The sequence below is a fragment of the Brevundimonas sp. genome (assembly GCF_965279155.1).
Taxonomy (GTDB): domain Bacteria; phylum Pseudomonadota; class Alphaproteobacteria; order Caulobacterales; family Caulobacteraceae; genus Brevundimonas.
Map to the genome: position 1 here is coordinate 2,709,460 of NZ_OZ257138.1, position 23,790 is coordinate 2,733,249.

General features: G+C 67.9%; 21 protein-coding genes, 1 tRNA gene and 1 riboswitch. Of the genes, 11 read left to right on the forward strand and 11 right to left on the reverse strand.

The window, feature by feature from the left end:
* Positions 1–22: 22 nt before the first annotated feature.
* From ACQY72_RS12955 to ACQY72_RS12970, 4 genes are all read left to right on the forward strand, one after another.
* Positions 23–802, forward strand: coding sequence for a ZIP family metal transporter (locus ACQY72_RS12955; protein ID WP_428154019.1), 780 nt, complete (start codon positions 23–25; stop codon positions 800–802).
* Between the two features lie 247 nt (positions 803–1,049).
* Positions 1,050–3,287 (forward strand): glycoside hydrolase family 3 N-terminal domain-containing protein, encoded by a 2,238-nt coding sequence (locus ACQY72_RS12960; RefSeq protein ID WP_428154021.1) that lies wholly within the window; start codon positions 1,050–1,052, stop codon positions 3,285–3,287.
* An 82-nt stretch (positions 3,288–3,369) separates the two neighbouring features.
* Entirely contained in the window at positions 3,370–4,530 is a 1,161-nt protein-coding gene (carA, locus tag ACQY72_RS12965; protein WP_428154022.1) for a glutamine-hydrolyzing carbamoyl-phosphate synthase small subunit, read from the forward strand.
* A gap of 4 nt (positions 4,531–4,534) precedes the next feature.
* Positions 4,535–5,479, forward strand: coding sequence for a hypothetical protein (locus tag ACQY72_RS12970; protein ID WP_428154024.1), 945 nt, complete (start codon positions 4,535–4,537; stop codon positions 5,477–5,479).
* Here ACQY72_RS12970 and ACQY72_RS12975 read toward each other — a convergent pair whose 3' ends face one another.
* The 4 genes from ACQY72_RS12975 to metX form a co-directional block, all read right to left on the reverse strand.
* Entirely contained in the window at positions 5,480–5,746 is a 267-nt protein-coding gene (locus tag ACQY72_RS12975) for a hypothetical protein (protein ID WP_428154026.1), read from the reverse strand.
* A 203-nt stretch (positions 5,747–5,949) separates the two neighbouring features.
* Positions 5,950–6,024 (reverse strand) — tRNA-Glu (locus ACQY72_RS12980).
* 52 nt (positions 6,025–6,076) lie between these two features.
* Positions 6,077–7,273 (reverse strand): cystathionine gamma-synthase, encoded by a 1,197-nt coding sequence (metB, locus tag ACQY72_RS12985; protein WP_428154027.1) that lies wholly within the window; start codon positions 7,271–7,273, stop codon positions 6,077–6,079.
* Positions 7,270–8,310 carry a homoserine O-succinyltransferase MetX gene (metX, locus tag ACQY72_RS12990; protein WP_428154029.1) on the reverse strand — a complete coding sequence of 347 codons (1,041 nt, stop codon included), beginning with the start codon at positions 8,308–8,310 and terminating at the stop codon, positions 7,270–7,272. Before metX ends, metB begins: the two co-directional genes overlap by 4 nt.
* A 75-nt stretch (positions 8,311–8,385) precedes the next feature.
* Positions 8,386–8,502, reverse strand: a riboswitch (SAM riboswitch).
* A gap of 418 nt (positions 8,503–8,920) precedes the next feature.
* Between metX and ACQY72_RS12995 the strand changes: the two genes are divergently transcribed.
* The 3 genes from ACQY72_RS12995 to ACQY72_RS13005 all read left to right on the forward strand — a co-directional run bounded on the left by ACQY72_RS12995 (position 8,921) and on the right by ACQY72_RS13005 (position 12,445).
* Complete coding sequence (locus ACQY72_RS12995; protein ID WP_428154030.1) at positions 8,921–10,672, forward strand: Gfo/Idh/MocA family oxidoreductase; 1,752 nt, start codon at positions 8,921–8,923, stop codon at positions 10,670–10,672.
* Between the two features lie 3 nt (positions 10,673–10,675).
* On the forward strand, positions 10,676–11,629 hold the full coding sequence (thrB, locus tag ACQY72_RS13000; RefSeq protein WP_428154032.1) for a homoserine kinase: 954 nt from the start codon (positions 10,676–10,678) through the stop codon (positions 11,627–11,629).
* Positions 11,630–12,130: 501 nt separating this feature from the next.
* Positions 12,131–12,445, forward strand: coding sequence for a CsbD family protein (locus ACQY72_RS13005; protein ID WP_135194776.1), 315 nt, complete (start codon positions 12,131–12,133; stop codon positions 12,443–12,445).
* Positions 12,446–12,463: 18 nt separating this feature from the next.
* Here ACQY72_RS13005 and ACQY72_RS13010 read toward each other — a convergent pair whose 3' ends face one another.
* Positions 12,464–13,462 carry a hypothetical protein gene (locus tag ACQY72_RS13010; protein ID WP_428154034.1) on the reverse strand — a complete coding sequence of 333 codons (999 nt, stop codon included), beginning with the start codon at positions 13,460–13,462 and terminating at the stop codon, positions 12,464–12,466.
* A gap of 66 nt (positions 13,463–13,528) precedes the next feature.
* Complete coding sequence (gene thrC, locus ACQY72_RS13015; protein ID WP_428154035.1) at positions 13,529–14,923, reverse strand: threonine synthase; 1,395 nt, start codon at positions 14,921–14,923, stop codon at positions 13,529–13,531.
* Between the two features lie 327 nt (positions 14,924–15,250).
* On the opposite strand from thrC, the gene ACQY72_RS13020 reads away from it, so the two are divergent.
* Positions 15,251–16,198 (forward strand): retropepsin-like aspartic protease, encoded by a 948-nt coding sequence (locus ACQY72_RS13020; RefSeq protein ID WP_428154037.1) that lies wholly within the window; start codon positions 15,251–15,253, stop codon positions 16,196–16,198.
* A 47-nt stretch (positions 16,199–16,245) separates the two neighbouring features.
* On the forward strand, positions 16,246–17,034 hold the full coding sequence (locus ACQY72_RS13025; protein ID WP_428154039.1) for a TSUP family transporter: 789 nt from the start codon (positions 16,246–16,248) through the stop codon (positions 17,032–17,034).
* 3 nt (positions 17,035–17,037) lie between these two features.
* On the opposite strand, the gene ACQY72_RS13030 is transcribed toward ACQY72_RS13025, so the two are convergent.
* From ACQY72_RS13030 to ACQY72_RS13045, 4 genes are all read right to left on the reverse strand, one after another.
* Positions 17,038–17,496 carry a hypothetical protein gene (locus tag ACQY72_RS13030; RefSeq protein ID WP_428154040.1) on the reverse strand — a complete coding sequence of 153 codons (459 nt, stop codon included), beginning with the start codon at positions 17,494–17,496 and terminating at the stop codon, positions 17,038–17,040.
* 5 nt (positions 17,497–17,501) lie between these two features.
* Positions 17,502–19,139, reverse strand: coding sequence for a phosphoglucomutase (alpha-D-glucose-1,6-bisphosphate-dependent) (pgm, locus tag ACQY72_RS13035; RefSeq protein ID WP_428154041.1), 1,638 nt, complete (start codon positions 19,137–19,139; stop codon positions 17,502–17,504).
* Between the two features lie 63 nt (positions 19,140–19,202).
* Positions 19,203–20,054 (reverse strand): KPN_02809 family neutral zinc metallopeptidase, encoded by an 852-nt coding sequence (gene ypfJ / locus ACQY72_RS13040; protein ID WP_428154043.1) that lies wholly within the window; start codon positions 20,052–20,054, stop codon positions 19,203–19,205.
* A gap of 77 nt (positions 20,055–20,131) precedes the next feature.
* Positions 20,132–20,521 carry a hypothetical protein gene (locus ACQY72_RS13045; protein ID WP_428154045.1) on the reverse strand — a complete coding sequence of 130 codons (390 nt, stop codon included), beginning with the start codon at positions 20,519–20,521 and terminating at the stop codon, positions 20,132–20,134.
* A gap of 106 nt (positions 20,522–20,627) precedes the next feature.
* Between ACQY72_RS13045 and ACQY72_RS13050 the strand changes: the two genes are divergently transcribed.
* A complete protein-coding gene (locus tag ACQY72_RS13050) occupies positions 20,628–21,176 on the forward strand; it encodes a type 1 glutamine amidotransferase domain-containing protein (protein WP_428154047.1) in 549 nt (182 codons plus the stop codon).
* 22 nt (positions 21,177–21,198) lie between these two features.
* Here ACQY72_RS13050 and ACQY72_RS13055 read toward each other — a convergent pair whose 3' ends face one another.
* Positions 21,199–21,849: a class I SAM-dependent methyltransferase gene (locus ACQY72_RS13055; protein WP_428154049.1), complete on the reverse strand. Its 651-nt coding sequence runs from the start codon at positions 21,847–21,849 to the stop codon at positions 21,199–21,201.
* A gap of 180 nt (positions 21,850–22,029) precedes the next feature.
* Here ACQY72_RS13055 and ACQY72_RS13060 point away from each other — a divergent pair, with 180 nt between their 5' ends.
* Positions 22,030–23,775 carry a transferrin-binding protein-like solute binding protein gene (locus ACQY72_RS13060; RefSeq protein ID WP_428154051.1) on the forward strand — a complete coding sequence of 582 codons (1,746 nt, stop codon included), beginning with the start codon at positions 22,030–22,032 and terminating at the stop codon, positions 23,773–23,775.
* Positions 23,776–23,790 lie beyond the last annotated feature (15 nt).

Consider the following 23,790-nt stretch of genomic DNA (forward strand, 5'->3'; position numbering starts at 1 on the left):
CGCGCCGCAATGCAGGCGGATGATGGAATCCCTTTCCCCGATCGCGGCTGGCGGTCTCGGCAGTCTGGCGGCGGGCATGATGACGGCGGTCGGCGCCGTGCCGTTGCTGTTCTTTCGCAAGGCGGGGGTGCAGACCCAGAGCGCGCTGCTGGGCTTCGCCGCCGGGGTCATGCTGGCGGCGTCCTTCTTCTCGCTGATCATTCCCGGCGTGGACGTGCTGCAGGCCGGCGGGTCCAGCCAGGCGGCGGCGGCCGGCGTCATGGGGGCGGCGGTGCTGATCGGGGCGACGGTGATCGGCCTGATGAACCGGTTCGCGCCGGTGGACATGCTGGCCATCGGCCCGGCGGGGTCGCGCGACCTGTCGCGGCGCATCTGGCTGTTCATCATCGCCATCACCCTTCACAACTTCCCCGAGGGCGCGGCCGTGGGGGTCAGCTTCGGCGGCGGCGACATGCATCAGGGCCTGTCGACGGCCCTGGGCATCGGCATCCAGAACATGCCCGAGGGGCTGGCGGTGTCGGCAGCGATGGCGACCCTGGGCTATGGGCGTTGGCCCGCCTTCCTGGCCGCCGTGGCGTCGGGGCTGGTCGAGCCGGTCGGGGGGCTGATCGGGGCCAGCGTGGTCGATGTGCTTCCCGGCGCCCTGCCGTGGGGTCTGGGCTTGGCGGCCGGGGCCATGATCTATGTCGTCACCGCCGAGATCATTCCCGAGACCCGCGAGAAGTCCAAGGGCGAGGGCTCGATGATCGGCCTGATGATCGGCCTGGTGGGGATGATGTTCCTTGATATCGCTCTGGGATGAAGCTGGGGATGAAGCCCTTGCATGAAACGCGGCGTGACCGCGCACCGGGGCGTTACATCGATTTACATGGCCGGCGGGGGTTGAAGCCGTCGTGCGCGAAGGGCTAGGCCTGCGCTCTCGCTGCTCGATTAGTCCCCCGCAAGGAGCGCCAGCTTAAATGACGCGACCTCTCAAGCCTGCGGCTTCCCGTAGAAATTTCTTGTCTGGCCTGGGGCTTTTGGCCCTGATGGGCGCCGGAGTTTTCCCCATGCCTGTATCCGCCCAAGCGTCCCGCACCGTCGCGCGTCACCGCCAGAAGATCGAGGATCTGATCGCGGCCATGACCGTCGAGGAGAAGGCGGGCCAGCTGAATCTGCTGGCCGATCCGTTCCGCTGGATGCCCACGGCGGTCAACCCGCTGGACGGCACGGGGGATCCCGCGCGCGTCACCGCCCTGATCCGCGAAGGCAAGGTCGGCAGCCTGTTCAACGGCATCGGCGCCGAGACGGGCCGCCAGATCCAGCAGGTGGCGATGGAAGAAAGCCGGCTGAAGATCCCGCTGCTGTTCGCGGCGGATGTGATCCACGGCCTGTCGACCATCTTCCCGGTGCCGCTGGCGGAAGCCGCGGCCTTCGACACCGAACTGGCGCGTCGCACCGCGCGCGCCTCGGCCATCGAGACGGCGGCCTCGGCCGTACACCAGACCTACGCCCCCATGGTGGACGTGGCGCGGGACCAGCGCTGGGGCCGCAACGTCGAGGGCGCCGGCGAGGACGTGCTGCTGAACAATCTGCTGGCCGCCGCCCGCGTGCGCGGCTTCCAGGGCGACAAGGGGCTGGACGACCGCGACGCCGTCCTGGCCACCGCCAAACACATGGCCGCCTATTCCGCCGCCGTCGGGGGGATGGAATACAACACCACAGACATGAGCGAGCAGACGCTGCGCGGGGTCTTCCTGCCGCCGTTCAAGGCGTCGGTGGACGCCGGCGCCCTGTCGATCATGAGCGCCTTCAACGACGTGAACGGCGTGCCGGCGTCGGGAAGCCGCAAGCTGCTGACCGACATCCTGCGCGGGGAGTGGGGCTTCGAGGGCTTCGTGCTCTCCGACTACACCTCGGAGCAGGAACTGGTGGCCCACGGCTTCGCCGAGGACGGCCGCGACGCTGCGCGTCTGGCGTTCAACGCCGGGGTGGACGTGTCGATGGTGTCGGGCCTGTATCTGGAGCATCTGCCCAGCCTGGTGGCCTCGAACGAGGTATCGATGGCGCGTCTGGACGAGGCGGTGCGCCGCGTCCTGAACACCAAGGCGGCGCTGGGCCTGTTCGACGATCCCTATCGCGGCACCGATCCGGTGCGCGAGAAGGCGGTCGTGGGCGCGCGCGAACATATCGAACTGTCACGCGAGGCTGGCCGCAAGTCGGTCGTGCTGCTGAAGAACGACAACGGCCTGCTGCCGCTGAACAAGAGCCAGAAGATCGCCCTGATCGGTCCGTTCGCCGACGACGTGGACAATGTCTGGGGGCCGTGGACCATCTGGGGCGCGCCCGAGCGTCGCGTCTCGCTGGAGGCCGGCTTCCGTGCGGCCATGAGCGATCCCCAGCGTCTGACCATCGCGCGCGGCTCGGGCGTCGAGGCGCCGTTGGACGGCGGGATCGAACAGGCCATCGCGGCCGCCCGCGACGCCGACGTCATCGTCCTGGCCATCGGCGAGGCGACCAATATGTCGGGCGAGGCGCAGTCGCGCACCGAGATCGTGGTGCCTGCGCCGCAGGTCGCGCTGGTGGACGCCATGACGGCCCTGGGCAAGCCCATCGTCATCCTGCTGCGCAACGGCCGTGCCCTGGCGCTGGAAGGCAACGTCAAGAACGCCCAGGCCATCGTCGTGACCTGGTTCCTGGGCGAACAGATGGGTCATGCGGTCGCCGACGTCCTGTTCGGCGATCACGGTCCGTCGGCGCGTCTGCCGATCAGCTTCCCGCACAAGTCGGGCCAGCAGCCCTATTCCTACGACCGCAAGACGACCGGCCGCCCGGCCAATCCCGATCTGGCGACCGAGGAATACAAGTCCCGCTATCGCGAGACGCCCAATACGGCGCTTTATCCGTTCGGCTATGGCCTGACGTATGGCGCGATCAGCTATGGGCCGATCGAGATGGAAAGCGACAAGCTGCAGTGGGCCGGCACGCTGGACGTCGCGGTGACCGTGACCAACACCGGATCGCACGCGGCCGAGGAACTGGTTCAGCTCTATATCCACGACCGGGTCGCCAGCCTGACCCAGCCGGGGCGGCTGCTGAAGGACTTCAAGCGGGTGTCGCTGCGTCCGGGCGAGAGCCAGAAGGTGACCTTCACCCTGAACCCTCGCCAACTGGGCTTCATCGGGGCGGACGAGACCTGGCGCATCGAGCCGGGCCTGTTCGACGTGTGGCTGGCGCCGCACGCCCAGGGCGGGGCGACGGCGACTTTCCAGCTGATCGGACCGGCTTCCATCACCGATGGTCGTTGACCCCGGCGACTGCAGGGCTTAACGACGCCGCCGTTTGCCTCCGGCCTTCGTATCGGCCGGATTCGGTTTTAGGAGCGCGCCCATGACGACCAAGCTACTTCCGGGCGCCACCGGCGTTCTCGCGCTCGCCGACGGCACGATCCTGCAGGGGATCGGCGTCGGCGCGACCGGCTCGGCCCTGGGCGAGGTGGTCTTCAACACCGCCATGACCGGCTATCAGGAAATCCTGACCGACCCGTCCTACATGAGCCAGATCTTGGCCTTCACCTTCCCGCACGTCGGCAACACCGGCACCAATGTCGAGGACATCGAACAGATCGGCGGCGGGTCCGAGACCTCGGCGCGCGGGGCCATCTTCCGCGACGTGCCGACCGATCCGGCCAACTATCGCTCGGACGCCAGTTTCGACGACTGGATGAAGCGGCGCGGCGTGGTGGGTCTGGCCGGCGTGGACACCCGCGCCCTGACCAAGATCATCCGCGACAAGGGCGCCCCGCACGCGGTCATCGCTCATAATCCGGACGGCCAGTTCGATCTGGACGCCCTGATCGCCCAGGCCCGCGCCTGGACCGGCCTGGTCGGCCTGGACCTTGCCAAGCCCGCCTCGACGCTGCAGGCGTTCGAATGGGACGAGGGCCTGTGGGAATGGCCGGAAGGTCATCCGAAGACTGAAGGCCGCAAGGACGTGGTCGTCATCGACTATGGCGTGAAGCGCAACATCCTGCGCGCCCTGGCCTCGACCGGCGCCCGGATCACCGTAGTGCCGGCGACGACGACGGCGGAAGAGGTTCTGGCCCGCAATCCCGACGGCGTGGTTCTGTCCAACGGTCCGGGCGATCCGGCCGCGACCGGCGAATACGCCGTGCCCGAGATTCAGAAACTGGTCGCCAGCGGCAAGCCCCTGATGGGCATCTGCCTGGGTCACCAGATGCTGGCCCTGGCCCTGGGCGCCCGGACGGTGAAGATGGAACAGGGCCACCATGGCGCCAACCATCCGGTCAAGGATCTGACCACCGGCAAGGTCGAGATCGTGTCGATGAACCACGGCTTCACCGTCGATCGCGACAGCCTGCCCGACGCCGTGACCGAAACCCACGTCAGCCTGTTCGACGGCACCAACTGCGGCATCGCCGTCAAGGACAAGCCGATCTTCAGCGTCCAGCACCACCCGGAGGCCTCGCCCGGCCCGGCCGACAGCCTGTATCTGTTCGACCGGTTCGCAGACCTGATGGGGCCGCGCTGACGCCATGAAACAGGGTGCGGTGCGGTCAGACTATCTGGACTGGCTGGCCCAGGCGCTGGAGGTCGGACGCGGGATCGCGCCCCTGCCCGATGGCGACGTGGTGGTCGGCTACGCCACCGGATACGACGCCGCCGACATCGCCCCCTTCGTCTTGTCGCTGAGGGCCGTGTTCGACGGGCCGGTCGCCCTGGTCGTGGACGCCGAGCCGGCGCTGCGCGCCTTCTTGGCTCAGCATGACGTGACCGCCGTCGATGCGCCCGTCTGGCGCGAATGGGCGCCGCATCCGGTGATGCAGCGGTTCGTGGCTTTCGCCGGCCTGCTGGGGGATCGTCCGGGTGCTGCCTTGGCGTGCGACGTGCGCGACGTGATCTTCCAGGCCGCGCCGTTCGCGCCGGCGCCCGAGGGTCTGGAGGCCTTCGTCGAGGCCGAGGCGCCGCTTGCCGATCACGCCTTCAACATGAAATATCTGCGCGCCCTGTTCGGCGAAGGGATCGCGGCGTCTTTGGCCGACAAGGCCTGCCTGTGCGTCGGCACGATCCTGGGGCCGCGCGCCGAAGTTTCGCGCCTGTCGCGGCTGATCCTGTCGCTGGCGGCCACCCCGCGTTCGGAGTTCGGCGGGGCCTTCGGCGCCGATCAGGCGGGCTTCAACATGGCGATCCATCAGGGGCTGGTCGGCGCGTCGATCCGGCCCAACTACGGCCGCGTGGCGACCTTGGGCCTGACGCCCGGCGAGGGCCTGACCTTTGCGGACGGCAAGGTGATCAATCCCGACGGCGGGTTCAGCCCCATCGTCCACCAGCACGACCGCCATCCGCATCTGGATGCGCCGGTCCATGCCCTGTGGGGCGGCGGGCTGGAGCACCGCAAGCGCGTGCGGCCCAAGTCGGCGGGCCAGAAGCTGGAGAAGCTGAAGGCCTCTCTGCGCCGCCGGACGCCCGAACTTCGCTGATTAGGGCAGGGGCGCGAAACTGCGCTCTTCACGCAGGGCGCTGGCCTTCCTGACGGCGATGGGGGCGGCGTGCAGCCAGTAGTCGGCGTCGTCCATCCGCTGTTCGCGGCGGCGTTCCAGTCCGCGCAGGCGGCGCTGGGCGGCGTTTTCGAGAAGGCGCGCATGCAGGGCGCGGGGCGACATTTCGGCGATGGCGGGAGAGCCGGGGACGGCGACGGCGTCGGGGCCTTGGGGCTCCACCGCCGGGCGGGCGATGGCGATGAACATGGGTGTCTCGGTTCAGGAGGGAGAGGCGCTTCTGCGCCGAGCTAACGGTGGGTTAACCACAGTCCCTGTGGATAGTTCCTGAGTGCGTCCGAAAAAAGTCCGTGAATCGAAGGGCTTAATGCTCGGTTCCGAACAAAATAGTTACCGAAATCTTAATCCGGGATCGGAGCGATAGCTCGACTTTCCGAATATCTGAAACCCGGTGGCAGTCCCTAGGGGAGTCGAACCCCTCTTTTCAGGTTGAAAACCTGACGTCCTAACCGATAGACGAAGGGACCGCGGCCGGGGCGGCGCATTTGCCCCGGTTCGGCCCCCTCTGCAAGCAAAAAATCAGGCGGCCTGCGCCTTCGCAGGGATGACGGCGTCCAGCGCAGGGAACAGGTCGGCGATCAGATCCTCGACATGCTCCAGCCCGACCGACAGGCGCACCAGGCCGTCGCCGATGCCGGCGGTGGCCCGCTGCTCCGGCGTCATGGCGGCGTGGGTCATGGTGGCGGGGTGGGCGATTAGGCTTTCGACCCCGCCCAGCGATTCAGCCAGGGTGAAAATCTCCAGCGCCTCGACCAGGTCGCGCACCGCGTCCGTACCGCCTTCCAGTTCGAAGCTGAGCATGGCGCCCGGCCCGGCCTGCTGGGCGGCGACCAGGGCGTGGTTGGGGTGGGACGCCAGGCCGGGATAGTGGACGACCTTGACCGCCGGGTGGGCGTTCAGCAGCTCGGCGATCTTGCCCGCCGTGGCCTGTTGCCGCTCGATCCGGGCGAACAGGGTCCGGACCCCGCGCAGGGTCAGATAGGCGTCGAACGGCGAGCCGGTCACGCCGGTGCAGTTGGCCCACCAGGCCAGGGTCTGGTGATCCTCGGCGTCGGCCGAGATCACGGCGCCGCCGACCACGTCGGAATGGCCGTTGATGAACTTGGTGGTCGAGTGGACGACGAAGTCGGCGCCCAGCTTGATCGGGTTCTGTAGCGCCGGCGACAGGAAGGTGTTGTCGCAGACGACCTTGGCGCCGGCTGCATGGGCGCGGGTGCAGATGTCGGCGACATCGACCAGGCGCAGCAGGGGGTTGGACGGGGTCTCGACCAGGACCAGTTTGGGCTTCAGCGCCAGGGCGGCCTCGAAGGCGACGGGATCGCCCTGATCAACCAGCAGCAGTTCGAAATGGCCCTTCTTCGCGCGAGCGTTCAGCAGGCGACAGGTGCCGCCGTAACAGTCGTGCGGCGCGATCAGCAGGTCGCCGGGCTCCAGCAGGGCCAGGGGCAGGTCGACCGCGGCCATGCCGGTGGCGGTGATGACGCAGCCCGCGCCGCTTTCCAGCTCGGCCAAGGTCTCGGCCAGCACGTCGCGGGTCGGGTTGCCCGAGCGGCTGTAGTCGTATTTCCGCTTCTGCTCGAAACCGGCGAAGGAATAGTTGGACGACAGATAGAGCGGCGGCATGACTGCGCCGTGGGCCGTGTCCGTATCCACGCCCGTGCGGGCGGCGATGGTGTGCGGGTCGGCCTGACGCAAAGAAGGGGGGCGGCGGGTCATGCTTTGATATCCTTGAAGGCGGCGCGGAGGATGTCGCCGACGAAGGCGTCCTCCTTCAGAAAGGCGTCGTGGCCGTAGAGGGAGGGCGCCTCGACGAAGCGCCACAGGGTCGGCAACCGCGCGGCCAGCTCGCGGATGTCGTCGATCGGCACCAGCCGGTCGGAGGTGAAGCCGATCAGGGTGACCGGGGTGGTGATGGCCTCGGGCGTCACGCTGTGGCGGTCCAGCGAGTCGGACATCGACAGCCAGCGGGCCGGGGTCGTGTGGGTCCGGTAGGCCTGGCCCCGCGCCGTCAGATAGTCGCAGACCGGATAGGCGCCGCCGGCGGCCTGAGGCGCGGTGGTCTCGAACCGGTCGTGGAATTCCTCGGCCGTGCGATAGGTGGTCATGGCCAGCTCGCGGGCCAGGGCGACGCCTTCCTCGGGGTGGCCGGCGGCGACGGCGAACTGAAGGATCCGGCGCTGAATGCCGCGCCAGGCGGTGGCCTGGGGGTGGGCGCGGTGGGCGGCGGAGACGACGATCAGCTGCTCGGCCCAGTCGGGGAACAGTTCGGCGAAGGCCAGGCCGACCATGCCTCCGTAGGAGCAGCCGACGAAGGCGGAGACGCGCTCGATCTTCAGATGGGTCAGCACCAGGGCCAGCAGACGGGCCTGGTCGTGGGTGGTGATGGTGACGGGGGTTTCCAGGAACTCGGCGCCGGGGGCGAAGTCGACGGCCAGGACCTGGAAGCGGCTCAGGTCGATGGGGCCGCGCACCGATACGGCGCCCGACCACCAGCCCAGACCGTTGGTCTCGGTGCGGTGGACGAACCGACCGGCCGAGATGCCGCCGGCGACGACGACGACGGGCGCGCCGATCCGGCCGTGCAGGCGGCCGACGATATTGGGCTGGTTCAGCCGTTCGCCGGAGGCCAGGCGGAAGTCGGCGGGAATGGGGACGATGACGTCGCGGGCGCCGCCGCGTTCACGGACGGCAGGCTTGGCTGTCGCGATGCGACAGTCGGGGTCTTCGAGCAGGGAGGTTTCAGCCAGTGTCATCGTCGTTCCGCATCGTTCTCGCTCAGCAAGGCTCGATGCGGTGACAGATCGTGGAGCGTCGTATCGCCGATGCTCCACTCATCTCTCGCGATCCCGAAGGATCTCGCAGGAGTTGGCACCGTTTCGAGTTGTAAGACCCGATGGTTGCCCCAGCGTCAAAGGGCCTAATCCCTCGGCTGGTCTTGATGAGTGACTTTACGTTGATCAAACAGGCGGCGCCGGTCAAGCGGAAAATTCATGCCATTAGTAGTCGCCGGGCGATGCGGCTGGGTGTGAAATGAGCGAAAATCGGTCTGTCGCGGAAAAATCATCCATCGCTGCTTGACAGGACGGGGGTGGTCCGATCACCCTAGGCTCAGATTTCAACCGGACCTGCCCTGTGCAACAGCGCTCGCTCATCGCCGAACTTTCCACCGTCGCCGGCCTCGCCGCGACGCGTTTCGGCATGATTATTGGCGCCACCGGCACGACCACCACCACCATGCCCATACGGGCGGGACGAGTTTAGCGCGCCGAACCCCGGCAACCGCAGAACCCGAACCCCGCCCGGTCCGCCTGGCGGGGTTTTTCTATTTCACCCCACCCCATCCCGACTTTTTCGAGAACCCTGATGTCCGCCACCCTCGCCGTCGTAGAGAAATCCGAGAGCCTCGACCCCAGCAGTCAGCCCTCACCAGGCTTGGCCGCCCCCGAAGTGGTGGTGCTGAAGTTCGGCTCGTCCATCCTGCGCAGCCCGGCGGAGGCGCCGCTGGTCGCCTCCGCCGTCTATGGCCATGTGCGGGCGGGGCGCAAGGTGGTGGCGGTGGTCTCGGCCTTCGGGGGGGCGACCGACCGGCTGCTGGGCGAGGCGCGGGCCCTGGGCCTGGCCCATTCCAACGACCTTCTGCCCGGCTATGTGGCCCTGGGCGAGGAGAAGTCGGCGGCCCTGGTGGCCATCGCCTGCGACCGGATCGGCCTGGACGCTTGCGCCTTGTCGGTGCGCGAACTGGGCATCGTGGCGGAGGGCGAGCCGGAGCATTCGCGCCCCTGCGGCCTGCGGCCCGACCAGCTGAAACAGGCGCTGGACCGGCACGAGGTGGTGGTGGTGCCTGGCTTTGGCGCCGTGCGGCCCGACGGCAAGGTGGCCCTGTTGGGGCGGGGCGGATCGGACCTGACGGCGGTCTTCCTGGCGGCCGAACTGGGGCTGAAGCGGGTGCGGTTGGTCAAGGATGTGGACGGCCTTTACGACCATGATCCCAACGACAATACGGCCCCGGCCCTGCGCTATCGCCGCGCGTCCTGGGACGTGGCGCGCAAGCTGGGCGGGGCGCTGGTTCAGCATGACGCCATCGACCTGGGCGAAAGCCGGGGGGTTGAGATCGAGGTCGCGGCGCTGGACCGGGCCGACGGCACGACCATCAGCGACAAATCGGCGCCTCCGGGACCGGCCCCCGCCCTGCCGCCGCTGAAGGTTGCGGTCGCGGGATGCGGCGTGGTCGGCGGCGGGGTGCTGGGGCGGCTGCTGGCTGATCCGCGCTATGACGTGGTCGGGGTGCTGGTGCGCGATCCCAAGAAGGCGCGTGACGTGGCCTGTCCGGCCTCGCTGTTCACGGCGAACGCCGACGATCTGTGGGCCAAGCAGCCCGACATCGTGCTGGAGGCACTGTCGGAAGGCGAGGCCGGTCATGCGGTGATCCGCGCCGCGCTGGAGGCCGGTTGCGACGTGGCCAGCGCCAACAAACAGGCCGTCAGCCGCGATCCGGGCGGGCTTCAGGCCCTGGCGAAGGCGCACGGTCGGCGCATCTTCTGGTCGGCCTCGGTCGGGGGCGGATCGCCGATGATCGAGACGGTGCGCGCCGCCCGCGCGGCCGGCGAGGTGGTCGGGTTCGAGGCGGTGCTGAACGGCACGGTCAACTTCATGCTGGAGCGGCTGGGCGACGGCGCCGCCTTCAACGAGGCCCTGGCCGACGCCCGCGCGGCGGGCTTTGCGGAGGAGGATCCGTCGTCGGATCTGGAAGGGCTGGATGCGGCGGCCAAGGTGCGGCTGCTGTGCCACGAGGCGTTTGGCCGCTCGCCCGACGGCGAGGTGCCGCGCGACCACCTGACCGAGGCCACCTCGGCCGAAGGCGGGGTGCGCCAGATCGGCGCCGCCCATCTGAAGGACGGGGTGATCCAGGCCTCGGTCAAGCTGAACGCCGACCACGGCGATCCGCTGTTCTCCAATCTGCGGGGCGAGGGCAATGCGCTGAAGGTCTACGGCGCCGACGGCCGGGTTTGGCGCTGCCGGGGCCGGGGCGCCGGGCGCTGGGCCACGACCGAGAGCATCATGGCGGACCTGGCCGAAATCGTGCGTGCGCGCCGCGCCGATGCGGGCCTGAACTAGGTCATGGCCGTCTTCACCCCCGTTTCGCTGGCCCAGGCCAAGGGGTTCCTGGCCGGTTACGACATCGGCGAGGTGGTCCAACTGACGGCCATCGCCGAGGGGGTGGAGAACACCAACTATCGGCTGGACACCACGCAGGGGCGCTTCGTCCTGACGCTGTTCGAGGGGCGGACGGACGAAGCGTCGCTACCCTTCTGCCTGGGGCTGACGGCGCATCTGGCGTCGCAAGGCTTCGCCTGCCCCACGCCGATCGAGAACCGGGCGGGCGGTTGGCTGGGGCGGCTGAACGGCCGGGCGGCGGCGGTGATCGAATGGAAGACCGGCGCCTGGCTGCGCTCGCCGTCTGCGGCCGATCAGGCGGCGGCCGGGGCGGTGCTGGCGCGGCTGCATCTGACGGCGGTCGATTTCGAACTGGGGCGTGACAACCCGGTCGGACCGGCCATGTGGCGCAGGCTGGCGGATCGTTGTGCGGGGGGCGCGGCGAGGGCGTCAGTCGAGGATCGGGGGCTGCTGGACCGGGTGGAGGCGGCGCTGGGAAGGCTGGGTGATCCGTTTACGGATGATCTGCCGAGCGGGGCGATCCATGCCGACTATTTCCCCGACAACATCCTGTTCGAGAACGGCGCGGTATCGGCGGTGATCGACTTCTATTTCGGCTGCACCGGCGCCTTCGCCTACGACCTGGCCATCGCCTTGTCCGCCTGGGGGTTCGACGCCGAGGGGCGGGCGATCCCCGAGGCGCTGGCGGCCTTCCAGCGGGGTTATGAGACGGTGCGGCCGTTGAGCGCGGCCGAGCGGGCGGCCCTGCCGCGTCTGGGCGAGGCGGCGGCGCTGCGGTTCACCGTGACGCGGCTGCACGACCGGATCTTCCACGACCCGGCCAACCTGGTGACGCCCAAGGATCCGGCGGTCTTCCTGCGCCGCATGGACCACTGGCGGGCGGTGGAGCCGGCCTGAATCGACTGCGAAAAACACAGTGCAATGTGTGCACTTCGTCTCAATCTGGAAATTGCATTGCACTCGGAAAACGCGTGCAAAGTGCAAGACAGTGCAATTGGGGACGGCGGCGATGTCAAAGATCGGAGGGACAGTGTCTCACGGTTTTGGGGCTGGATGGTCGATTGCCGCTGTCGGCCGGTAGGTGATTGAAATCACGACGCCTCGCTTCCAGAACTAGGAGGGATGCGGCTTCCTTTCCCTCCCCGTTCGGGGAGGGTGGCCGAGCCGCAGGCGAGGTCGGGTGGGGGCGGCCGAGTGACCGCGCACCGATCCGTCGCCGATCCAGCACTCGCGTCCCTGCCGGGCCGCCCCCACCCGGTCGCTGCGCGACCACCCTCCCCGGAGCGGGGAGGGAAAGGATCGCGCTGCCTGCGTCGGCAGGTCGCTGGAACCGAAAGCGTCACCGGGCTTTTGATGCAGCAACGGCGAGATCGCCGCTCTCTCCCCAAGGATGACACCATGACCGACGAACAAATCAACGGCGCAGCCTCGCAAGCTCAAGGCAAGGCCCAAAAGGCTTTCGGCAATCTGGTCGGCGATCAGAAGATGCAGGTCGAAGGGGCCTATAACGACGCCAAGGGCCGCTCGCTCGAAACCTTCGGCAAAGCCATGGATTCGGTCGATCGTCTGGTCGACAAGGTGCCCGCCGACTATCGCGACAAGGCCCGCACCGTCGCCGCCGAGGCCCGCAAGCGTCCGCTGGTCACCACCCTGTCGGTCGCAGGCGTCGGCCTGATGCTGCTGGGCATGCTGACCCGCGGCGGTCGTCGCTAAAACACTTAAGGGGCCGGCTTACCGGATGACGCGACCGAAGCGGCGACGCGGGTGGTCGGCCCCGACAAGGTTTCTGTGATCCTTGGCGAGAATATCCTCGCGAACAGGGCGAGGTTCTAGGCCCGCCATGTGTCTGTAAACGACCATCGCTATTCCCATTGGAATAATGAGCGACACGCCAATAACCATAAACATGCCAAGCGTGAAAATGGTGAACAGGATCGGCGCTGTGAGGCCCACGACGAAGAATGCAACAGGACTCGTCTTTCCGAGGCCTCGCAGCGCGTAGTGGCCGGCGCAGATCATGACTGTCATCGGCAAAATCGTGATGATGCCGAGCATGGTCGCCTCAAGCGAGTAAGCCAGGATCGCATTTATTCCATGTTGCAACACGGGGCCCATCGCTCGCTCGGGTAGCATAAGCGCTTCCCAGCCCGCCTTGCTGAGCACAGTGGCGACGCCCATCAGGATTGAGCCGAACAAGGCCGCCAGCAACATGATCGGAACGGACGTCCGCACCTGAACGGGGCCGTCGAAATATGTCGTGACGCCAGTTTCGACCAAAGCGGGTGAAGACCGGTCTCCCGACGTCGATGCAATCCTTTCGGCGAGACCCTCGATGTCATCCGGCTGATCCCAGCCGGCGCGATAGGCGTAGAGGAAGCCGAAGATCGCTCCCAAAATGCCGGGCGCTATGACTCGCACCAATCCATAGCCCTGTTGGAAGGCGTCGATTGCGGCCGTCAGATCAAGCAGAATGAACATGATCGCCAGCGACATGGCCCCTGCGAGGGCATATGCGCCCCGTCCGCCGAACTTGAGGCGGCGCATGGCGAAATGCGCTCCGGCGAACAGGGTGACGTAGCCGGCTGCGCCCAGCGCCAGCCAGATGATCAGCTTGTCAAAGCTCTTGAACAGGACCGGAAGGAAGAGCAGGCCGTTCTTCAAGCAAAAGAAGTAGAAGGCGGCCGCAAACGCAGCGGCGACGCCGAAAGCCTTCTTATCCGTTCGGATCATGACTCACCCCGTGGTTGCGCCTTATGTCTGGCGGATCGCAACCTAAGGCGCGGTGCATAGGCTTGGTTAAAGCGCTGTCGCCCGGTGTTGGATCGCGGACAAGGCGGCCTCCATCGTTCCATCGATAACCGTCAACCGCTCGGGCTTATCGCCCAGGGCGGCGATGACGTTTGCGGGTTCTGGTTCGAAGCCCAGGACGTCGGAGACGAAGGCGCCGAACTTGGACGGGTGGGCGGTGGACAGGGCGACGACGGGGCCTTTGGAGCGGTCCTGACGACGGGCGGCGGCGAGGGCCACGGCCGTGTGCGGGCAGACGACGCGGCCCCAGGTCTCATGGGCGTGGGCGATCTCGGCGCGGGTTTCGGTCTCGTCGATGGAGACGGCCGAGACCTGGGCGCGCAAAGCCGCCAGCAGGTCGGGATCGAAGGCGACGGCGCCGTCGCGGGCGAAGGTCTCGAACACGGCGCGCGTGGCGTCGGCGTCGCGGCCGGTCGCCTCGAATACCAGACGTTCGAAGTTGGAGGGCGCCTGGACATCCATGGAGACGCTGCCGCTCTCGACCGCCGCGCGGCGCGAATAGAGGCCGTCGTTGATGGCGCGGGCCAGGGCGTCGTTCTGGTTCACGGCGGCGACGAAGCCGTTGGACGGCAGGCCCATCTTCGTCGCGGCGATGCCGGCGAAGGCGTCGCCGAAGTTCCCGGTGGGGACGACGAAGGTGGCCGGGCCGCCTAGCTGGGCCGTGGCGGAGACATAGTAGGGGATCTGGCCCGCCAGCCGCGCCCAGTTGATCGAATTGACCGAGGACAGGCGACCGCGTTGGCGCAAGCTTTCGTCCGCCAGCAGGCTCTTCACCAGACGCTGGCAATCGTCGAAATCGCCGCGCACAGCCAGGTTCAGGACGTTGTCGGCCTCGACCGTGGTCATCTGCTTGCGTTGCACCGGCGAAACGCGGTCCAGCGGGTGGAGCACGACCAGATCGACGGATTTCGCGCCGGCGAAGGCGCGCACGGCGGCGGCGCCGGTGTCGCCGGATGTGGCGGTCAGGATGGTCAGGCGCTCACCCGAGGCGGCCAGGGCCTCGTCCGTCAGGCTGGCGACCAGCTGCATCGCCAGGTCCTTGAAGGCGGCGGTCGGGCCGTGGAACAGCTCCATCACGAACAGGCCCGGCTCCAACTCGACCAGGGGCGTGACCAGCGGATGGTCGAAGCCGGCGGTCAGGCGGTCCAGTGCGCGGTCCAGGGCGCCGGCGGGCAGGGCGTCGCCGATGAAGGGGGCGATGGTCTGGAGCGCGATGGACTTGTAGTCGGCGTTTCCGGTCCAGGCGGCGGGCGACAGGGTGGGCCAGGCGGTCGGCATATAGAGGCCGCCGTCGGGCGCGATGCCGCGCAGCAGGGCGTCGGCGAAGTTGGAGTCGGGCGATTGGCCTCGGGTCGAGACGTAGCGGGCGCTGGAGGTGCTCATGATGGTTGAGGTCGTAGCCAGCGGAGGACGCTGCGTCACCCGGTTTCTGATCGTTCGGGGGAGGAAATTGTCGGCTGTTCGGCAGTTGCGGGCGTATGCGACAAAACCATGCCGGGTTTTACTCACGACTGCCGTCAAAACACTCCGTCATCCCAGGGCTTGTCCCTGGGATCCAGACTCCCGGTGCATGCCGGTAGTGCGGGCTGCGGGAAGACCGGGCGTCTGGATCCTCGCCACGAGGGCGAGGATGACGGATGGGGGAGAGGTAGGGGCGTTGCGACCATTGCCCCGCTGGCGCCGATCGTCGCGACGGTCCATGTCTGGGCGATGAGACGACGCGATCTTCTGATCCGGCTGGGGCTGGTCGCCGGCGGTGTGGGCGGGGCCTGGTGGCTGCGCGATCATGTGGTGTGGAAGGGGCCGTCGGTCGTCTTTGCGGCGGGCGGATCGACCGGCTGGCTGGCCTATGCCGAGCCTCGGGCGGCGACGCCGACGGTGGAGGTGACGGTCAACGGAAAGCCGGTGCGGGCGCTGATCGATTCCGGGGCGCAGTATTCGGTGATCGATCGGTCGCTGGTCGAGACGCTGGGGCTGACGAACGTCTTCAATATTCCGATGGTGGCCTACGGCGTCGGCGGCGATGCGCAGGTCGGACGCGGGACGACGCTGGATGTTGTGGTGGGCGGCCTGCGGCTGGACGGGTTGCGGGCGGCGATCCTGGGGCTGGGGCCGTTGGCGAGCGAACAGGGGCTGGGGGCGGCGCTGATCCTGGGTCAGGATGTGCTGCGCGAGCTGGTGCTGGAGCTGGATACGGCCGAGCATCGAATGCGGTTCCTGGTGCGCGAAGGCTGGACGCCGCCTCCGTCGCTGGCGCCCATAACCGTGACCCGCGCGGGCAAGGCGCTGCAGGCGGCGATCACGGTCGAGGGCGCGACGGTCAATGCGGTGATCGACACCGGCGCCTCGGCCGTGTTGGCCGTGACGCGCGAGACGGCGCAGGCGGCGGGGCTGCTGGACGGGCGCGAACGGACGGCGGGCCAGAGTATCGTCCTGGGCGGCGTCGTGGGGGCGGAGACGGTGATCGTCCGCACCCTGACGATTGGCGATGAACTGTATCGCCAGGCGGCAGTCGCTATCTATGACGACGTCGCCGTGCCCGGCTTTCCCAAGGCGCTGGTGGGGATGGCGGCGTTCGAGAACCGGCGTCTGGCGCTGGACCTGGGCGGGCCGGGCCTGTTCGTCGAACGGCCGATGGAGATCACGGTCGGGGCCTGACGAAATCGAGGCTGGATCGGCGTCAGGGAACGGCCTAGGTCCGCGCCATGATCGAGTTCGCCCCGGAAATCATCGCCCTGTTGTTCGCCGCAGCCGTGGCGGCGGGGTTCGTGGACGCCATCGCCGGGGGCGGCGGCCTGATCACCGTGCCCGTGCTGCTGGCGGTCGGGGTCAATCCAGTGGCGGCCATCGCCACCAACAAGATTCAGGGCAGTTTCGGCACGGCCTCGGCGACCTGGACCTTCTGGCGCAAGGGACGGATCGATTTCGCCCTGCTGAAATGGCCGCTGATCGCCACGGTTATCGGCGCCGCCCTGGGCGCGGTGGTGGTCAGTTTCGTCGATGCGACCTGGCTGATGGTGCTGCTGCCGCTTCTGCTGGCGGGGATCGCGGTCTATTTCCTGGTCGGGCCCAAGGCCAGCGACGAGGATGTCCATGCGCGGCTGACGCCCTTCGCCTTCGGGGCCGTGGCGGGCGGGATCGGCTTTTATGACGGCTTCTTCGGTCCCGGCGCGGGGTCGTTCTTCGCCCTGGCCCTGGTGACCCTGATGGGGATGGGGCTGACCCGCGCCACGGCCCATACCAAGGCGCTGAACTTCTCCAGCAATCTGGTGTCCGTGGTGGTGTTCGCCATCGGCGGCCATGTGCTGTGGGCCATCGGCCTGATCATGGCGGTGGGTCAGGTGCTGGGCGGCTGGCTGGGCTCGCACGCGGCCATGCGGTTCGGGCCCAAGCTGATCCGGCCGCTGCTGGTGGTGATCTGCATCGGCATGGTGATCAAGCTGCTGTCCGATCCCGCCAATCCGCTGAGGGCGTGGGTCGAGGGCCTGATCTGAAGCCTAGGCGGGGCCTTTGACCACCGTCATCGGACGCACCGCGCCGGGCCAGAGCTGGATGCGATAGCGGTCGTCGCCGTCCAGGCCGTCTTCGGAGAGGGTGTCCAGTCCGCCGTGCGAAACGCGGGCGGCATAGTCGCCGGCGGGCACGGCGATGCGCTCGGCCTCGGCCGGATCGTCGGTGCAGCCGAACACGATCAGGGTTCCGCTGGACAGGTTGAGGCCGCAGTCGCGGACCTGGTCCCAGGCGTCCGGGTCGGGCGTCGGCTCTGCGGGCAGTATTTCGAGCTCGACCGGGACCAGCATGTTGCGCGCCGTTCCCACAGCGATCAGGTCGGGGCCGACGGCCAGCATGGGGTCGCTGGCCGGGCCCCACAGGGCGGCGGTGTCGGTGACGTAGGTCTCGTCGCAGACGTAGAACTGGAAATAGTCTGCGAAGATCTCGAAGCGCCGGACGCTCACGGACTTCAGCCCGCCAGCGCCGTCGCCACCACGGCCCTGGCCTCGGCCTGTACGGTGGCCAGGTGGTCGGGGCCGAGGAAGGACTCGGCGTAGATCTTGTAGACATCCTCGGTGCCCGAGGGGCGGGCGGCGAACCAGGCGTCGGCGGTTACGACCTTGAGGCCGCCGATGGCCTCGCCGTTGCCGGGGGCCTTGGTCAGGATGTCGGTGATCGGCTGGCCGGCCAGGGTGGTGGCGGTGATGTCCGAGGGACTGAGGGCGGCGAGGCGGGCCTTCTGCGTGCGGTTCGCCGGAGCATCGACGCGGGCATAGACGGGCGCGCCGTATTGGTCGGTCAGTCCGGCGTAGAGCTGGCTGGCGCTCTGGCCCGTGCGGGCCTGAATCTCGGCGGCCAGCAGGCACAGGAGGAGACCGTCCTTGTCGGTGGTCCAGACCGTGCCGTCGTGGCGCAGGAAGGAGGCGCCGGCCGATTCCTCGCCGCCGAAGCCGACGGTTCCGTCCAGCAGGCCGGGCACGAAATGTTTGAAGCCGACGGGGACTTCCAAGAGGCGGCGCCCCATTCCGGCGACGACGCGGTCGATCATCGATGATGAGACCAGGGTCTTGCCCACCGCCACGTCCGCGCCCCAGGCGGGCCGATTGGCGAACAGATAGGCGATGGCGGCGGCCAGGAAGTGGTTGGGGTTCATCAGCCCGGCGTCGGGGGTGACGATGCCGTGGCGATCGGCGTCGGCGTCGTTGCCGAAGGCGACGTCGTAGGCCGAGCCGCCCTTCATCATGCCGATCAGACCGGCCATGGCGCAGGGCGACGAACAGTCCATGCGGATCTTGCCGTCGGCGTCCAGCGGCATGAAGGCCCAGCGCGGATCGACGGCGTCGTTGACCACCGTCAGGTTCAGCCGGTGGCGCGTGGCGATCTCGCCCCAATAGGCGACGGCCGCGCCGCCCAGCGGATCGGCGCCGATGCGGACCCCGGCGTTGCGGATGGCGTCCAGGTCCAGCACGCTGGGCAGGTCGTCAATATAGGCGGACAGGTAGTCGAACCGGCCCGCCGCCGCATGGGCCTGGGCGAAGGGGATGCGCCGGACCTCGGTCAGGCCGCCCTCTATCAACTGGTTGGCGCGGGCGGCGATGGCGGCGGTGGCCTCGCCCCCGGCCGGGCCGCCCGAGGGAGGATTGTATTTGATGCCGCCGTCGCGGGGCGGATTGTGCGACGGGGTGATCAGGACGCCGTCGGCTTTACGCGTGTTCGTGCGGTTGTAGGTCAGGATGGCGTGCGAGACCGCCGGGGTGGGGGTGAAGCCGTCGCGGGCGTCGATCAGCACCTCGACCCCGTTGGCGATCAGGACTTCCAGTGTGGTGCGGAAGGCGGGCTCGGACAGGCCGTGGGTGTCGCGACCGAGAAACAGCGGGCCGTCGACGCCCTGGGCCGCGCGGTATTCGGCGATCGACTGGGCGATGGCGAGGATGTGGGCCTTGTTGAAGGCGCCGTCCAGGCTGGAGCCCCGGTGGCCCGAGGTGCCGAACACCACCCGCTGCATCGGGTCGGTCATGTCCGGCCGCACCGCCTCATAGGCGCCGATCAGGGCGTCGAGGTCGATCAGGTCTTCGGGGCGTGCGGTCAGGCCGGCGTGGGGGTGCATGGGTCTATCGTTTTTCAGGCACGGTAAAACGCGCGGGCAGGCGGAAGGGTCGCGTGGAGGCGATCAGGCGCCGCTGAAGGTGTCGCAGGACGCCGGGTCGCCCGACTGATAGCCGCGCTGCAGCCATTCGACCCGCTGGGCCGAAGAGCCATGTGTGAAGCTTTCGGGCGACACCCGACCGCCGCCGCGGCGCTGCAGGGTATCGTCGCCGATGGCCTGGGCGGTCTTCATGCCTTCCTCGATGTCTCCGGGTTCAAGGGCGACCTGACCGTTCGAGACGGCTGCGGCGTTCTTGGCCCAGACGCCGGCGTAGCAGTCGGCCTGAAGCTCCAAGGCGACGGAATACTGGTTGGCCTCGGCCTGACCGGCGGCGCGTTGCTGGGCCTGACGAACCTGATCCGATGTGCCGGTCAGGGTCTGGATGTGATGGCCGAACTCGTGGGCGATGACATAGGCGCGGGCGAAGTCGGCGCCCGATGCGCCCAACTGGGTCTCCATCTCCTGCCAGAAACCGAGGTCTAGGTAGACGGTCTTGTCGGTCGGGCAATAGAAGGGGCCCATCGCGGACTGGCCCATGCCGCAGCCGGTCTGGGTGCCCTGTTCGTAGATGACGACATTGGGGCGCTGATAGCCTTTCAGCTTCTGCGCCCAGACATCATCGATGTTGCTGCCGATGACATCGACAAAGCGTCCGGCCTGATCCTTCGGCGTGCCGACCTGGCCCTGCTGCTGTTCCGCGCCGACTCCGCCGAACTGGCTGGCCAACTGGGTCGTGGTCGAGGGATCGATGCCGAAGACCAGATAGCCGATGATGGCCAGGACCCCCACGCCCAGGCCACCGCCCGCGATTGCGCCGCCGCCCATGCCGCGCCGATCCTCGACACCGCCGCCTGTCCGTCCGCCCTGCCAGCGCATGTGTCGTTCTCCGCCTGATCGCCCCTAAGCTAGGCCGGAACGCAAGGGCAAGGGAAGGGATGCGTCAGGGTGACGCTTCATTGGGGACGGTTCAGCCAGTCGTCGATCTGGCTCATGCCCTGGGCCGTCTGCTGGCGGCGTTCGGCGGCGGACTGGCGCAAGGCCCGCTCCTGCTCGGGGTTGTAGAGCGGGCGGGGCGGCAGGGCGTAGGACGCCGCCGCTTCGCGCGCGGATTCGATGGCGCGCAGGCGAAGCTGGGTCTCGATCTGCTGCTGGCGGGCCTCGTTCGCGTTGGACTGGGATTGGGTGCGCAGGCGGTCGTTTTCGTAGCGATGCTGGTCGGCGATGGCCGCAGGAACGCCGCCCGGATAGGTCGGATAGGGCCGGCCGGGCTGGGGATAGGTCTGGGCCAGGGCGGGCGTCGCGCTCGCCGCCAGCAGGGCCGTCAGGGTCAGGATGCGTCGCATGGAGGGGATGTGGGGGCGCAGGCCGGTCGCGCCAAGCGGAGCCGCAACCCTTTGACTTGTCGTGGGTTCATCGCGCCGAACCTCTTTCCAACACGGAGCATATCCCATGGCCCAGACCCTTTCCGGCAAGACCGTCGCCATCCTGGCGACCGACGGCGTCGAGTTGATCGAACTGAATGAACCGATGAAGGCGCTGAAGGATGCGGGCGCCGTGGTCGAGATCGTGTCGTTGCAGGCCGGCGAGTTCCAGGGCTTCGATCATCTGACGCCGGGCGAGAAGGTGACGGCGGACAAGGCGGTGGCGGCGGTGGATGCGGCGTCATACTCCGCCCTGCTGCTGCCGGGCGGGGTTGCGAACCCGGACCTGCTGCGGGCCGATGCGGATGCGGTGAAGTTCGTGCGGGCCTTCTTCGATGCGGGCAAGCCGGTCGCCGCCATCTGTCACGCGCCCTGGCTGCTGATCGAGGCGGGCGTGGTCGAGGGGCGCACCCTGACGGCGTTCGAGAGCATCCGCACCGACCTGACGAACGCGGGCGCGATCGTTGTGGACGAAGAGGTGGTGGTGGATCGGGGCCTGGTCACCAGCCGCAAGCCCGACGACATCCCGGCCTTCAACGCCAAGATGATCGAGGAATTCGGCGAGGGTCGGCACTAGGCCAATCTGCGTAAGCCGGGACCTAAGGCATGGCCCAGACGGAGGACCGTTTGATCTCCTGGTCCTCCAGCTCTCGCGAGGTCTGGACGCGGTATTCGGCCAGAAAATCCAGGCCCGTGCGCGGGAAATAGGTGCGCCCCGGATCGCCGATCAGGACGCGCGTTCCCCTGGCGCGGGCCTGGGCCAGCCAAGCCAGGACGGCGTCGGTCATCGGGCGTTCGTAGCAGATGTCGCCGGCGCAGATGACCTCGACATCCGGCGGGGCGGCGTCCAGCAGATTGGCTTGGGTGAAGTGCAGCGTCACGCCGTTGGCTCTTGCATTGGCGTCCACCGCCGCCCGGCAGAAGGGATCGATGTCGGCGCACAGGACCGATGTCGCGCCGGCCTGCATCGCCGCCACCCCGACCAGGCCCGAGCCGGCGGCGAAATCCAGCACCCGCTTTCCGGCGACTTCATGCGGGTGATCCAGAATATAGCGGCTGAGCGCCTGTCCGCCCGCCCAGGCGAAGGCCCAGAAGGGCGGTGGCACACCCATCTCGCCCAGCTCCTCCTCCGTCAGCCGCCAGATCGGGGTGATCTCGTTCGCCAGCCACAACGAGATCTCCGGCGCGTGCGGCACAGGCTGGAGACGCGTGTTGGCGAGGATGAAGGCGGCGGGGTCGAGGACAGTCATCGGGTGGCCTACTAGCTGAAATCGAGGACTTTGGCTCACCTGTCTTGTGGCTTCAGCCTGAGCGGGATTGCGCGCTGAGCGCGATTTCCAATTCCGTTTTCATCCAGTCCTGATTGTGCTGGCTTGACCCCGGCCGCGTCCTGCTCGATATCGGCATCGTTAAGAGGTGGGGCGTCCGACATGCGTATTCTTCAATCTGGCGCGCTGGCGCTGACGGCGGCAATTCTCGCAGCCTGTGGCGGCGGCGGAGGCGGTGGAAACGGCGGTGACCCGGGCCTTCCTCTGACCCCGACCAATAGTTTGATCACGGATTTGCGGGTCGATCAGACCTTCACCGGACCTGCGGCGACGTCCGACAGCATGTTCAACACCGTCTCAGGCACGACCGTCAGCAGCGGCGGCGCGCCCGCCACCCTCTCTGTGGCCTATAACGCCGCCGTCAAGAGCTATACCCTGACCTTGCCGGGACGGTCACAGACCTTCTCGAACGCCGATGTCGTATCGACGAGCGTTCCAGGCGAGACCCGGTTCCTGAAGGCGGGAGCGGCGGGTAATGATCGACTGACCCTGGTTACGACCCCCTATTCCGGGAACACGCCCAATCGCTATGTCGGCCTGGGCATCTGGCAGCAATCCAGCTCGAATGCAGGCCGCCAGAACGACAAGTTCGCCACCTTCGTCTATGGGCTGAACACGCCCGTCGCCGCCACGCCGCGCACCGGCCGCGCCAACTTCGCCATCGACGTCTTCGCCCTGAGCACCGTGCCTGGCTTCGAACCCAGCGTGCTGCAGGGAGAGGGCCGGTTCGACGTCGATTTCCTGGCCGGCGTCTTCTCGACCCAGACCTATCTGACGGAAACGGGGCTGATTACCGGAAGCGGTGTCGTCGGCGGCGGTATCGAGCTGATCGGCGCCGGTCTGGTGTCCAGCGGCGATCCGACCTTCTCGGGCAATGTGACCTTCGGCAGTCGCAATGCGAAACTGTCCGGTTCGTTGTCCGGCCGGTTCTATGGCCCTGGCGCCGAGGAACTGGGGGCCAGTTTCAGCGCGACAAACGCCGATGGCGCAACCGCAGCCGGCAGCTTCACCGGGCAGCGTGGCGCGGCCCAACCCGTCAACCTGACGCTGGCGGATCTGGTCACCCCGCAACTCTTCTATGCGCAGGGCATGGGACTGTTCATGACCGATCTCGTCGGTCGCCCCGGCACGGATGTGCGGACCTATCGCATGATCGGCCAGTTGCAGGATCGGACCAGCGGAAACCTGTCCTTCGGCCCCGGTCTCTCCAACATGGCCGGCGGGGAGTTCACGACTGCGTCGATCATCACCGGCGGCGATGCGAACTTCACCACCTACCAGAAGACGTTCGCCAGTTCCGACGTTCGGCTGGAGCTTTACAAGGTGGGCCCGGCCAACCGTGAACTGGCCCTGACCTATGCAAGCCTGGGGCGCTGGCAGAGCGTGGCGCGAAACGCCGTGGAAACGGAGCGGCAGTATCACCACTTCGTCTATGGCCTGGAGACGCCGGCCAATCTGTTGGCGGCGCGAACGGGCAATGCGCGATACGAGGGCGTGGTCTATGGCGCGGCCGGAAACCGCACCTCCGGCGTCCACTATGACGTACGCGGATCGTCGAGCTTCGATGTCGATTTCGGCCGCCAGGCCTTTACCGGCGCCCTGGCCCTCGATGGCCGGGCCGACAGCGGCAATGTCGATTTCGGACGCTACGATTTCTCGGGTCGGCTGACATCACAGACCAGCGCCGCCACGATTACGCGGGACGGTGCGTCGGTCGGGGACATGGTCACGCGATTCTTCGGCCCCTCCGGCGAAGAGATCGGCGGCGACTTCACCCTGCGCGTGCCCGAAGCGGTTCAATCGGGCGGTACGCTGATCACGGGCGCTACGGTCGCACGCCGTCGGTGAGGCGGCGGCATGATC